Origin of the sequence: Paenibacillus violae, assembly GCF_032461945.1 — a bacterium.
Classification (GTDB): Bacteria; Bacillota; Bacilli; order Paenibacillales; family NBRC-103111; genus Paenibacillus_E; species Paenibacillus_E violae.
The window spans coordinates 208,239-222,063 of sequence record NZ_JAWCUD010000014.1 but is presented as its reverse complement, the minus strand read 5'-3'; the positions used below and the strand labels follow the sequence as shown (position 1 = coordinate 222,063).

9 protein-coding genes are annotated in these 13,825 nt (G+C 47.6%); 5 read left to right on the top strand and 4 right to left on the bottom strand.

The genetic code is table 11. The features are described 5' to 3' along the window. The first annotated feature begins 184 nt into the window (after nt 1-184). The gene (locus RQP52_RS31390; RefSeq protein ID WP_315955487.1) at nt 185-1,795 is read left to right on the top strand and encodes an extracellular solute-binding protein; all 1,611 of its coding nucleotides are present in this window, start codon (nt 185-187) and stop codon (nt 1,793-1,795) included. A gap of 395 nt (nt 1,796-2,190) precedes the next feature. Here RQP52_RS31390 and RQP52_RS31385 read toward each other — a convergent pair whose 3' ends face one another. Together RQP52_RS31385 and RQP52_RS31380 are read right to left on the bottom strand one after the other, a co-directional pair. Next, the gene (locus tag RQP52_RS31385; protein ID WP_315955486.1) at nt 2,191-3,471 is read right to left on the bottom strand and encodes a glycoside hydrolase family 125 protein; all 1,281 of its coding nucleotides are present in this window, start codon (nt 3,469-3,471) and stop codon (nt 2,191-2,193) included. Between the two features lie 35 nt (nt 3,472-3,506). After that, nucleotides 3,507-6,263: an alpha-mannosidase gene (locus RQP52_RS31380; protein WP_315955485.1), complete on the bottom strand. Its 2,757-nt coding sequence runs from the start codon at nt 6,261-6,263 to the stop codon at nt 3,507-3,509. A 281-nt stretch (nt 6,264-6,544) separates the two neighbouring features. On the opposite strand from RQP52_RS31380, the gene RQP52_RS31375 reads away from it, so the two are divergent. The 3 genes from RQP52_RS31375 to RQP52_RS31365 are packed head-to-tail and all read left to right on the top strand — an operon-like array spanning nt 6,545 to nt 9,483. Further along, the gene (locus tag RQP52_RS31375; protein ID WP_315955506.1) at nt 6,545-7,489 is read left to right on the top strand and encodes an ABC transporter permease; all 945 of its coding nucleotides are present in this window, start codon (nt 6,545-6,547) and stop codon (nt 7,487-7,489) included. Nucleotides 7,490-7,513: 24 nt separating this feature from the next. After that, nucleotides 7,514-8,431 (top strand): carbohydrate ABC transporter permease, encoded by a 918-nt coding sequence (locus RQP52_RS31370; RefSeq protein ID WP_315955484.1) that lies wholly within the window; start codon nt 7,514-7,516, stop codon nt 8,429-8,431. 35 nt (nt 8,432-8,466) lie between these two features. After that, the gene (locus RQP52_RS31365; protein WP_315955483.1) at nt 8,467-9,483 is read left to right on the top strand and encodes a glycoside hydrolase family 130 protein; all 1,017 of its coding nucleotides are present in this window, start codon (nt 8,467-8,469) and stop codon (nt 9,481-9,483) included. Between the two features lie 98 nt (nt 9,484-9,581). Here the strand turns inward: RQP52_RS31365 and RQP52_RS31360 are convergent, their stop codons facing one another. Together RQP52_RS31360 and RQP52_RS31355 are read right to left on the bottom strand one after the other, a co-directional pair. Beyond that, nucleotides 9,582-11,906: a helix-turn-helix domain-containing protein gene (locus RQP52_RS31360; RefSeq protein WP_315955482.1), complete on the bottom strand. Its 2,325-nt coding sequence runs from the start codon at nt 11,904-11,906 to the stop codon at nt 9,582-9,584. A gap of 251 nt (nt 11,907-12,157) precedes the next feature. Next, on the bottom strand, nt 12,158-13,126 hold the full coding sequence (locus RQP52_RS31355) for an oxidoreductase (protein ID WP_315955481.1): 969 nt from the start codon (nt 13,124-13,126) through the stop codon (nt 12,158-12,160). A gap of 146 nt (nt 13,127-13,272) precedes the next feature. Between RQP52_RS31355 and RQP52_RS31350 the strand changes: the two genes are divergently transcribed. Continuing rightward, nucleotides 13,273-13,716 (top strand): Lrp/AsnC family transcriptional regulator, encoded by a 444-nt coding sequence (locus tag RQP52_RS31350; RefSeq protein ID WP_315955480.1) that lies wholly within the window; start codon nt 13,273-13,275, stop codon nt 13,714-13,716. The last annotated feature ends 109 nt before the right edge of the window (nt 13,717-13,825 follow it).

The following is a 13,825-nucleotide window of genomic DNA, read 5'->3' as shown; positions in this document are numbered from 1 at the left end:
ACATATTCGGTGACAGGCTTCATGAGGGAACCGCATTTATCCAAACCATCCTGACCTGAATCAGGGGAGATAGAAGGTCTTTGACAGCACAAAATCGACATATTTACTAAAACATCTGCGAAGTTTAATCTTCAATTTGTAAGCGCTAGCAGCTTTCAAAGATGACCATAAGGGAGGACATGCAATGTTGAAGAGAAAGAAGCAAGTCGTGGCGTCCGCACTCGTGTTAGCGGTATCACTGTCCGTATTGAGCGGCTGCGCAACTAAAAAAGAGAATGAAAGCGCCGCAAACGGAAGTGCAAGTTCGAAGGCAAGTTCAGTGAACAAAGAAGGGTTCCCGATCGTGAAGAATCCGATGACTTTATCGATCATGGCTCCGGATATGGGGATTCAGAACTGGAAGGATATGCCGGTTATGCAAGAGATGGAGAAGCTTACGGGCATCAAAATCGATTACCGGAATGCTCCTCGTGACAGCTTTGACACGAAGAAAAACCTTGTTTTCGCAAGCGGCGATTACCCGGACATTTTCTTCGCCTCGAAACTGACACAGGCGGAAGAGTTGAACTACGGAAGCCAAGGCATCTTGATTCCTTTGGAGAAGTTGATCGATGAGTACGCTCCGAACATTAAGAAAGTATTGGCCGATAAACCGGACATTCGGAAGTCAATTACAGCACCGGACGGGCATATTTATTCGCTTCCACGCATTGAACCGTTTCAGCCATGGTACCGAAATCCGATGTGGTACAACGGCAAAATGCTGAAGGAACTCAATGTGACGAAGCTGCCGGAGACGACGGATGAGCTGTACGATTTGCTGAAGCGCGTCAGAGATGAAGATCCGAACAAAAATGGCAAGAAGGATGAGATTCCGTTGTCCTCTTCCTCAGGTATCAAGCTGAGAGATATCCGTACATGGCTTCTTGGCGCATTTGGAGCCTATGAAGAAGAATTGTACGTGGATGATAAAGGAAAAGTTCACTATACACCGGCTGAAGATGCTTATAAAGGCTACGTAACGTACCTTAACAAGCTCTGGGCCGACAATTTGCTGGATCACGAATCCTTCTCACAGACGGATGACCAGAAGAAAGCGAAAATTAAAAACGATCAAGTGCTGCTGTTCTCCGACTGGCATGCTTACATGTCCCATGGCGGGAAGCCTAACACCGAGGACGTTATGTTCAGTCCGGTTCGCAGTGACAAGGTAAGCGCTCCTGCTATCGCGAGCAACAAAGGTTTCTCGACAGGCACGTTTGCGATCTCCAAATCCAATAAATCTCCGGAAGCTTCGATTCGTTGGGTAGACTATATGTACTCACCGGAAGGCCAAATGCTGTTCAACAAAGGGCCAGAGGGCATTCTGTGGAAATATACGGACAGCACCAAGAGTAAAATCGAATACCTGCCAGTACCGAATGGTGAAGATAGAGAGACTTACCGCTCCAAGATTACACCTAACTATGGTATCGCTTCACCCATGGTTGTACCGGATGAGCCTGTGAAGGATGATTTCGCGAAATGGGTGGAAAATGAGTCCAAAACCAAACTGCTGGACCGTGGCGCACGCGTACCGTTCCCGGCATTATACTTGACGGAAGCGGAGTCTGGCGAAGTTGCGGCACTGCGATCCGATCTCACAACTTATGTTGCGCAGATGGAAGCGAAGTTTACTACGGGACAAGAATCGCTAGACGGTTGGGACAAGTATGTACAAACCCTGAAGAAAATGGGCTCGGACCGTTTCCAAGAGATCTATCAAAAAGCGTATGATCGTTGGAAAAACAGCTAGTGAATGACTAAACAAGTTGGAAAATAAACGGAATAGAAGTGGGCGTAGAGGTGAAATTGACCTTTACGCCTTTTTTATGTCGAAGGGAACTATGATCCGTTATTTTCCTGAAAAAGCAGTTTTTCCGTCTGGGAGGGGAACTACGGGGCGTTATTTTGGCGATTTCACCCGAAAAACGTGGTGTGGCGGTCAAATAAGATCCTGTAGTTCCGCTCAGAGGGGGAAGCGTTCATATTTCTCGAAATAGCGGATGTGAATAGGGTATAAGCATGTGAATAGGAGGCGGTAGAGAGCCCAGAGGCAGCCGATATATAGAACCGTAGGGAATGGAAGCATTAGCGTAACTAAAAAGCTCCCCGCAGCCGGTAAGGGCTAACGAGGAGCTTATTATGCTACTAGACGAGTCCTTCGTCCATAGCTTTGCAAATCAGGGAGGCGAACAGACTGTTAGACCAAGCGAACCACGGTCTCGAGAAGTTGGAAGGATCATCCGGATGGAACCCTTCATGCATATAGCCGGTATCCGCATCCGTATTAATCAGCGTCTGGATGAGCTCCTTGATCTCGTCGATATTGTTGGAAGTCAACGCTTGCACAGACAAGGCCATATGCCAGACGTAGCCGCCTGGCGTATGCGGGCTGCCGATGCCTTTGGCGTATTTGCCTTCGAAATAATACGGATTATCGAAGCTAAGCGCAAACTTGCGCGTATTCTGATAGATCGGATCGTCGATGCCGGTGTAGCCGATGTAAGGGATCGTGATCAAACCTGGTGTGCCGGCATCGTCCATCAGGCAATAGTTGCCATAACCGTCCGTTTCGTAGGCGTAAATTTTGCCGTATTTCGGATGGTCGACAATGCCATAGGTTTGGATGCCGAAGTCGATCTCCTTCCGCAGTTTTTCTGCGCGTGCAGCTAAGCGCGTATCGTTGTAGATATCCGCAGCCATTTCGATAATGTGACCGAGAATCACGACGGCAAACATGTTGCCCGGAATGTTGTAGCCGTACAGGTTGGCATCGTCGCTCGGACGGAAAGCGGACCAGGTCATGCCGGTGTAGTTGGATGGAAGACCGCGCCCGTTATTTTGGAGCGTTTCCGTATGCTGCTTTGTTTGGCGCGTAAAATGATACAGTGACATTTGATCATGATGCTGTTCGGTAATCATCAAGTTCACGATGGACGTCAACGCCTGGTAAACCGAATGGGTGAAAACTTCCGTAATCCCGGTTTCCTTCCAGTAAGAGTAAAGAAGCTGCACAGGGAAGCAGAGAGAATCGATCTCATACTTCCGCTCCCACATCCACGGGTTCAGGTCGCAATCGTCTGTGTCTCGGTAGTGCTTATCGCTAGCGGTTTCATTAAAAGCATTGGTGTAAGGATCAATGTTGATGTAGAACATCTGACGCGCGATGAGACCGCCGATGATGCGTTGCAGGTCCTTATCCTGCTTGGCGAAAGGAATATAATGGCGAACCTGCTCCGTAGAGTCACGCAGCCACATGGCTGGAATATCGCCGGTAAATACGAAGGTGGTGCCGTCATCAAGGAGCTTGGTTGTTGTTTCCAGCGTGTTTGGGAAGCAGTTTCTGAAAAGCTTTTGCAGCTTCGGGTTGTGTGCCAGTTTAAGGTTGGCTTCGTTCAGAAATTCGGTAATGGAAGCGGGTAAATTCATGATGAATATTCCTCCTGGGATATAAGTTTTAGGATTTAGGACTGCTCATGCTGAAAAGCATAAGTGATAATTTCACACTTGCCCGCAGTGGTGCGGATTAGCCCGTCTGCGAGCTCGGTTGAATCGTGCCGACGCTCCAGGATGTCGCTCTGGTAAGCTGAAGCGACCGGGAAGGATGGCTTCAGCGTCAGCTGATCCGTCTCGTGGGCAAGATTGTACAGTCGGACGATGACATCATCATGGTCCAGAGACATCTTAAATGCCGACAAAGCAAGGGATGAGCCACTCCATTCCAACGCTTGATAACGGGGCGGTAGTGTACCTTGCTGCTGTTCCAGCGCAGTCGTGTGGAACCATGGCGACTGGAACTGATACGCCGAGACGAATGCGCCGGCTTGGATCGCGGTGCCCTTATGCGGATAAACCGCAAACTCGACCGTATGATCGCCAAGACATTGGGCTTCCGGTGTCGGGAAAACGCCCCAATCGCCCAACTCGGACACACTGCGAAGCAAGGTGACGGCAATGGTGTTCTTGCCGCCATGCAAGACCTCATATTCGTTCAGCCCTTTATTCGCGATCGTCAGGCCTTGTGTGCCATCCGATACGCTGATGAAAGCTTGTTGATGCTGCGCGTTGCTCGGATTGATCCACTCCTTGGCAGGAATCGTATCGCGCTCAGCAGCTTCAAAAATCGAATCGGCCAGATGCGTCGACGCTGTCAGCCCGGTAGGGAACAGTACCCGGAGGCGGTGATCCTTGGCTTGGTTATTGTAGGAAGCCGACACCTGAACGCCTTTCCCAGATTGTTCGAGGCTGATGCGGGTGGTCAGCTCGAATGGCACCAATTCGCTTGAGCGCGAAGCCGTACGCTTGCGGAAGGGAACCATTTTCCGCTTCTCTTCTTCGAACAGCTCCGATGCGGAAGCCGGGATGAGCCAAGTATGCTTAATCTCATAGGTCACTCGATAAGGTTCGTTTTCAACCAGCTTCACTTGAGCCGGTAACCCTTTGGTAGTCAAGGCAACATCTCCGTCAGGCTGGCGGAAGACGTACTCGTTGCCGAGATCGCCGCAGTTTTCGTACACACCCATGCCTTCATAGGTGTAACCTGTCTCTTTATCGGTAATGTCGTAGGAGCCGTCTGCGTGAATGCTAACCGCTATATGCGCATTGGCCATGCCGAAATCCATTGCGATTAGCGGACTGTTTGTTGCTTCAGCATGCGCTGTAGGTTCGCTAACCCAGGCCCACGTCTTGAAGCCCAACGCCGGAACCTGCTGCGCTTCGAAAGTCAGCGCGATTCTGCGCGCCATGTAAGGCTGCCGGAATTTGTCCTTCGGCAATTCGTAGCCGAAGTGCACGCCCAAATCCTCCGCCTTGGCCGAAATAGCCTGGCCTAGGTCGTCTAGCAGTAAGCCATTGTCCAAGTTCAATGGCAGTTGGGCCAGTCTCTCCGCAATGGCCGGAGGGTTCGGGCCTTCCTTGAAGTAGGATTTGGCGACGATCAGTTCAATACGGACTGTACCTGTACGCTCCCAGCCCGTCATGTTGTAGATCGTGAATGGCAGACTGTTTTTCGGCCAGAAACCTACGCTGGCTGTATCGATTTGTCCAGCTATAACCTGCAAGCTTTCGTCGATGATGGTCTCGGTCAAGTGCCTGCTCTTGTCGAATCGCGTGACCATCTCCCGATGAACCTCGTCCACGCTGCATCCGCAGATGCTGTCATGCGGGTGGTTCTGCATCAGCGTCTTCCACGCATGGGTGAGCAGTTGGTGCGGGTAGGCTTTGCCGGCCGCCAGATGGGCTAGCGTCGCAAGAGGCTCGGCGCCTTTCTCAAGCAGCGTCTGTCCCAGCTGGTTCAGCTGCTTGAGATAGACACGGGCGGATGCGGTATTGACCAGCGTGCCCCAGCCGTCGGTATGCTGGCTGCGCAACTCGCCTTGGATGGTCACCATGTCATCGGGCAGCTGCTTTTTGAGCGCATCGATATACTGCTCGAAGCTAGAGTGAATGAAATCCACATCAGGGTAGAGCGCTTTGGCGGTGTCGATAGCTTCGCTAAGGTCGCGTTGGATCGGCTGATGGTCACAGCCGTTCATGAACAGCAGCTCCGATGTCGACGCGTATTTCTGTGCATCGCCAAGACGCTTGTCCCAGAATGCCTTAGCTGCTTCGGCTTCGACCGGAACCTCGTTGCCGTTGCTGTACCAGTTAGCGAACAGGATTCCGATAACTTTGGAGCCGTCCGGGGCCGACCAATACATCTCTGAATACGGAGATTCATAACCGGAGCCGTTCACGTCGATGACAACATTGTCGAAACCGGTTGGTTTTACACCGCGCCCGAACACGGCCGTATCGATGTCCGCTTGTTTTAGCAATTGTGGCGCTTGGCCCATGTTGCCAAAGGAATCAGGAAAGTATCCCAGCTTGGAGATAACGCCGTATTTGGCCGCATCCTGATGTCCGATCAGCAAATTCCGGACATTCGCTTCCGAACTGGTCAGGAATTCATCCTGCAGGACATACCAAGGTCCAATAATGATGCGGCCTGCTTTGATGTAGGCTTCCAATTGCTCTCTTTTTTCAGGATGAACCTGTAGATAGTCCTCGATAATAATCGTTTGTCCATCCAAATGGAAATAACGGTACTCAGGGTCACGCTCCAACGTTTCTAGCAGATCGTTCATCAGTTCGGTCAATAGATAGTGATGACGCTCATAAGGCATATACCACTCTCGATCCCAGTGACTGTGTGAGATCAGATGAGCTGATTTTTTAGTCATAGAATAAAAACCCTCCTTTTATAAAGTAAAAATGGTGACCAAAAATCAGTTATTTTTATTGTACTTCGTAGACAGATTCACACAGATCGTTGTGAATGACAATATGTATGATTTGCTCATGATAATTCCTTGCCTATCAAGGCTTTGAAGGGCTGAAGAATGACAATGCAGATTTCACATATTTACGAAAACCCTCGGTTTTTCTACACTTTAGAAGACGAATGAAAGCGTTAGCAGCAACCAACATGCAGAGAAAGGAGAGGATGAAGGAAATGAGTACAATGAGTCAGCAAACAGCAAGAAACACGAAGGTGTCAAGCAGCAGTTCACTGTTTATGAGAATGAAGAAAAACTGGGAACTGTACTTATTTATCGCCCCGGCCTTTTTGTATTTCCTGATCTTCCAATACGGACCGATGTACGGGATTCAAATTGCCTTTAGAAATTTCACGCCAACCAAGGGGATCTTTGGGAGTGACTGGGTAGGATTCGCACATTTTGAGCGGTTTTTTCATTCCTACTACTTCTGGGATTTATTGTGGAATACGTTTAGTCTCAGTCTTTATGAGCTTGCGATCGGATTTCCGCTTCCCATTATATTGGCTCTAGCTTTTAATGAAGTGAAGAATGGTTTTTTCAAGAAAGGTGTTCAAACGATTACGTATGCACCGCATTTTATTTCTGTCGTGGTCATGGCGGGGATGGTCATTACCTTCCTATCCCCATCAAGCGGAATCATGGTGAAGTTGATAGAGCTGTTCGGTATCCATGCTCCGGCTTTCTTGACGGACCCGAGCTGGTTCAAGACGGTGTATGTCTTCTCAGGGGTTTGGCAGAATACCGGCTGGGGGACGATTATCTACCTGGCGGCACTGTCCGGCGTAGACCCGCAGCTGCATGAAGCGGCTATCGTGGACGGAGCGAGCCGGTTCAAACGCGTTATTCATATTAATCTACCGACAATTGTGCCGACGATTACCATTTTATTGATTTTGAATGTGGGTAATATTCTGGGCGTGGGTTATGAGAAAGTATTGCTGCTGCAAAACCCGCTGAACATAAATTCGTCCGACGTGATATCTACATTTGTCTATCGTACGGGGCTTGTCAGCGCACAATACAGCTTCTCCACAGCCGTAGGTCTGTTCAACTCGTTGGTCAACGCTATCTTGCTGATTAGCGTTAACAAAATTGCCAAGCGCACAAGTCAAACAAGCTTGTGGTAGACAAGAAGAAGGGAGGAGTCATCTATGGCTGTTGCCACTGCAGTGAAGGAGACGAAGGGTGACCGGATTTTCCTCATCATGAACTATGTGTTTTTAAGCTTAGCTTTGATCGTGGTGTTGTACCCCGTTCTGTATATTATTAGCGCCTCGATGAGCGATCCCAAGTATGTAAGCTCTGGTGAGATGTGGCTGTTTCCAAAGGGGCTTAATTTCAAAGGATATGGGCTTGTATTCGATAACATAAAGATTTGGAACGGATATGGAAATACACTTTTGTATACCTTTATCGGTACGTTGCTGAACCTGGTCGTAACGCTGCCTGCTGCCTATGCGCTCAGTCGAGCGGACTTTGTTGGCCGCAAGTTTTTCATGGGAATGTTTCTGGTCACGATGTTCTTCAATGGAGGTCTCATTCCGACCTATCTGTTGGTGAAAAACCTGGGATTGATGAACTCCATTGGAGCACTCATCTTGCCGGTAGCTGCTTCGGTGTGGAATATCATCGTTGCTCGCACGTTTTTTGAGTCCAGCATCCCCAAGGAGCTTCATGAGGCAGCTTATATGGATGGCTGCACGAACTTTAAGCTGTTCGGGCTTATTATCATTCCGTTATCTGCGCCAATTATTGCGGTGATGGCCCTGTTTTATGGCGTAAGCCATTGGAACAGTTATTTCCCTGCGTTAATTTACCTTAATGACGAGACGAAATATCCGCTGCAAATGGTGCTGCGCCAAATTCTCGTCCTGCAAGAAATGACGGCGGAGACCACAGGTGCTGCGATTAGCGGCGATATGGCTATCGCGATGAATAACAAGGCCGAGATTGCAGCACTTGTAAAATATGTGGTTATCATCGTGTCCACCTTGCCAATTGTCGTAGTGTATCCTTTCTTGCAGCGCTATTTCGTACAAGGCGTCATGATCGGTTCCGTCAAAGGCTAGTTGCAATTTACCCAAATACCTAGGAGGCAATAAGTATGAAAATTACAAGACATCAGAGTAACCCGATTGTCGTTCCGGGAGGCTACGAATGGCGCAAAGTGACGGTGTTTAATCCGGCTGTTATCATTGACAACGACAAATTCTACATGATTGAGCGTACGGCGGGCTCCCTGACCCCTTGCAAAAACTTCCTGGGCCTTCTGGAAAGCGAGGACGGCGTTAATTTCACCCATGTGAAAGATGAACCTGTTCTGACGCCTGATGAGCTCGGATTCCCTTATGGTAGTGTTCAGGATCCACGTGTTGTCAAAATCGATGGCACGTTCTACATGAACTATGCTCTGCGTCCATGCGCCATGAATTACTACCCGACGAATCGCGGTGTTCCGGAGAGATCGTTCCCGTCGTATCCAGACGGTTGGGGAGAGCAGGAAGTTCATTGGCGGACGCGCTCTTCGATCGCCAAGTCGACCAATCTGATCGACTGGGAATTTGTAGCGGACACGACTCCGCTGGAGATCAATGATCGCGACAACATTTTGTTCCCGGAGAAAATTAATGGCAAGTTCGTTATGCTTCGCCGTCCTGAGGAATATGTAGGGGAAGAATACGGCACGGAAAAGGCTGCCATGTGGATTACGTATTCGGAAGACTTGATTCATTGGGAAGAGCCGAAACTGCTGGCCAAAGGCGAGAATCCCGCATGGGAATCACGGAAAATCGGAGGCTCCACGCCGCCGGTAAGAACGGATAAAGGCTGGCTGGTGCTCTACCACGGTGTCGATGACGAGATTGTCTATCGCATGGGGGCGCTGCTGCTGGATCTGGAAAACCCGGAGAAAGTGATTGCCCGCACGAAGAACTTCATCATGGAACCGGAGACGTATTATGAGAAATTCGGCTACCAAATTCCGAATGTGATCTTCCCAACAGGGAATGTCGTGAAGGATGGGCTGCTTTATATTTACTACGGAGTGACGGATACGGCGATCGCTTTGGCTACCGTGCCTCTGGACGAGTTAGTTGACTACATCCTTAACGAGCCTCAATAAATTTTGAAAAAACCAAGGAGCTAAGCGGCCTGTTCTCGCTTAGCTCCTTGGTTTTTTTATTTGCTTTCCGTAATTCAACATGTAGTGAAATCTTCCCGTTATTCCTGTTCTTTTTTGGATGAAGCATATAGTTTCCGATATTGACCCGGCGTGTAGCCCGTTTCTTTCTTGAATTTACGGATAAAATTCGGAGCGTCCAAGTAGCCGACCTGTTCGATGATATCCTTTAGGGGTGCGGTTGTATGGACCAGCAGGCGAATGACTTCTTCCATTCTTCTTTGCCAAATATATTGCGTAAAGTTATGGCCTATTTTCTCTTTGAAGGTGCGGCTCAAGTAGGAGATCGATATGGAATATTTGAGCGCCACATGCTCGAGACTGAGCGTGTAGTCAGCGAATTTCTGATCCACATACGCAACGATATCTTCAATTAAAGAAGGCTGCTCCGTTTCCGTATTCCGTTCGACCTGCTGGCAGATGCTGACGGCCAGGGAGGTTAATCGGTCCTCAAGTTCTTCCAACGTTTCGAAAATGGTGAAGTTGTGAATGCCGGCGAACACTTCGCTGACCCCCAACTCATGGGCTGTTTTCAGTAATGAGTTCAACAGATCAAAGCAGATGCAGCGCAGTAATGCGGCGGGGACGGCGGCCTCCTTGATCTCGGCGATCAGATCAACAATGACCTGATTAGCTACCGTTTCGTTCCCTTGCTTCAAGCTTTGCTCCAGCTTGAGCATCGACTTCTTCGGCAGCCAGTAGGCTTCGGACGAAGTTGATGCGATCATATCTTGCAATTGTTCGAAGTAGGTCACTCGTCCGTTAGATCCCAGGATCCGATTATCAATCGCCGTGGCGGCTTCAATAAACGATTGGTTGATCGATGCGAGGTCCGGGTAAGGCATTCCGACACCGATATAAGGCATAATTTGAATGTTGTTGTTGATCATGACTTTGATTGCTTCGACAACATCCTCAATTCGCTTCTGGGCTGGCTCTTGAGCATCCTCAGGGACGGAGACGAGCAAGGCCAGTTGGTCCTTCGTCGAAAATTCTACGCCGTAAACGCGGGCTTGAAGACTCGGAAATTCCAATTCGTTGAACATCTCTTGCAGATGCTGCCGAATGTTTGAGGAATCCCCGCCCTCGAGATTGTCATCCCACGCGAGAATGAGGGAGACGTATAGTCCTTGCCCGTGCGGGTATTCCAGCCCGGCACTCGCCACCATGCGCTCAATTTCCGGATCATCCGGCTTGCCGTGCTTAAACAATAGCAGCAGACACTGGTTACGGACGAATGGCTCCTGGGTATCGATGCGGGCGCTGTAATCATGAATCGTTTGCTTGATCCAGTCCCATTCGTTCCGGGTCATATCATAATTGGAACTCTTCATCTTCGTGAATTCGATCAAATCCCTAATCGGGTGATACTGCCGCTTGGCTAAGATCATGGCTACGATGATGCCGAATAAAACGGTGATACAGAACACCAGAAGGAATAAGGTCTGGATATGGACTACTTTGCTGAAAAATTGATGACTTGGGATCGCAGTTACATAATTCCAATTGTTCTCCTTGGACCTTACCGAAACTACGGAGTGTTCTATGCCGTCGAGCTTCATGCTATGTATACCAGGTTCTAGAGAGGCCAAGGACGCAACGGCCTGTCCCGGAAGTGCGTTTCCGTGATTATTAGACGTGAGAAGCTGCCCGTCTTGATTGAAAATGTAGCTGCTGCCTGAAAAATTGTTGAGTATCGTGTCCATAACGCCGGTCAGCTTCGCCTCACTGACCATATAGACGACTGTGGCCGTAGGATAGAGATCGTTCGGTTTGATCGGGAACAGCATCGTCAGCATGGAGTCATTACGCGAGTTAACGGTTACATTCTCGGCTGGGCGAATCATCGGCTGCTTGATTTTATTCAAATCGTTATAGATTTGGTCGCTGTTCCAATTGCTATAGTGGTACCAGTCTCCAAATGCTACATGCACATTCGTTAAACCTCGATATGAGTAAATATTCTCATCGTTATGGAAGTATAGAAACAAATCTTCCAGAATGCTGCTATTCACTTTGTAATTCCCCAAGGTATCGATAGCTTCCATCTCATAGTACGGATGATGCACCATGTAGGAGCTGAGCTGCTTGTCATAAGCAATGCGGCTTGTAATTTGCTGCAGTTCACTCATTCGTTCATCGATTGATAATTTGACTTGAATGAGTTGGTTGACGTTCGTCTGCTCAATTTCTCTGCGCAAATCATTGATTGCGTTTTCATAGATGAAAATCGTAACGCCGGTCAAGGGAATGAGGAACATTAATATGTAAGATAAGGCATATTTAAGAAGCAGCTTCGATTTAAAGCTGTTCCAAGACATTTGGAAGCTGGACACAACGGATGACTTAAGGGATGATTTCGACATGAATGCGCTTCCTCTCCATACTAGACTAACATAGATCAACTAGAGGGTTATAATTGTTTGCATCTCCTCATTATGGCTGAAAAATAAGCCGGTGTAAAGGAAGGAGAGAGCAACTTTCTAGTAGGATATAAGTTTTTGTCGCACCCGACTGACCCAAAAATAAAAAAAACAGCAGCGGCCATGGACGAAAATTAAGTCCTAGACTGCTGCTGTTTTCTGATGAGAGTGAGAGAGCAAGATCACTGTATCGCCTATTGAAGTAGTTGAGCCGCAAAATCCGGGTCTTCTATGAGCGGTCGACCGATTGCAATTATATCAGCCAATTGATCCTGAATGATTTGGTCTGCAAGACTGCGACTATTAATTATTCCGACAGCAATAACTGGTATTTTCAAATGTTGTTTAATAATGGCTGCATGGGGAACCTGATAAGCAGGATATATATGATTCGGTTGCGCAGAGACCAGACCACCCGTTGAAACGTGGACTGCATCAAGCTCTGATTCTAGTGGCTGTAACATTCTGGCTATGTCCTCAGGAAACAATCCACCTTTTACATAATCCGTGGCGGAAACCCGAATCGTAATCGGATAATTCTTGCCGACTTCTCCTCTGATAACCGTAAGTACATCCTTCAAGAACCGCGACCTGTTTTCAGGACTGCCTCCATAAGAGTCGATACGTTGGTTCGACAACGGTGATAGAAATTGATGGATCAAGAAACCGTGAGCAGCATGGATTTCAATCCCATCAAATCCGGCCATAACGCTACGTTTTGCAGCTAAACGATATTGTTCAGCAATTTGTTGGATATCAGCCAGTGACATAGCTTCTGGTAACCCATAATGTTCATCATAGGCGATTGAACTTGGGGCCATTAGCTTTTTTGTAACCAACGGCGATGATTTTCTTCCCCCATGCGACAACTGTATAAATATAGGGGTTTGCTTAGCGTGAACAGCCTCTGTTATCTTTTTGAGCGATTCTATGTGATGATCGGTAAAAATACCGATGTCGTTATTGAAAAGGCGCCCGCTGTCCGATACCGCTGTCGATTCCACGATGACTAATGAAACATGATTAGCTCTGCGGCTATAAAATTCAGTATGATGATTTGTGGTAAAGCCTTCTGGGGTTCCTGCATATTGCTGCAAAGGTGCCATAATGAGTCTATTTTTTAAGCTTATTCCGCCAATCTGGATGGGTGTATGGATTGTCATTTCTTCATCTCCTCTCGGTTTGTTAATGACATTTTACTTCAGAAAATATATAATTCACATATGATAATTAAGTTGTATTCAGTATTATAACTTAAATATTTATTACATTAATTGAACATTCTTTATAAAATGAGGTGTTTCTTTTCATGGACCATATTGATTCCAAGATTTTGTCATTCATGCATGAAAACGCAAGGATCCCCATATCTGAAATAAGCCGAATGATTACAATGTCACAACCTGCAGTCACAGAGCGACTCCGGAAGCTTGAGGATCAAGGGATCATAACAGGCTACCGCACAGAGCTTTCTCCGCAGAAACTCGGTAAACTTACAACGTCTTTCGTTTTATTCCGAACCAATAGATGTAAGGATTTTCTAGCATTCAGCGAAAATTCTCCGGAAATTATTGATCTTTACAGAATCAGTGGTGAGTATAACTATTTGATGAAAGTTTTAACGGAATCTACTTCATCTCTTGCCCAATTCCTGGATACCTGCAATGCTTTTGGATTTAGTATGCCTCTAATTGTTCTCTCTACGGAATTTGAAGACAGAAGTCTAATTGCAGCAATACAAACAGTGGAGTGAACATACCGTCACGAAGACTCTATTCCTAAATTTACAAAGGGAATAGAGTCTTTCTTTTTTTGAAAAACAATGCCGAATATGCCCGTTCTTATCCATAAAATGACCGTTC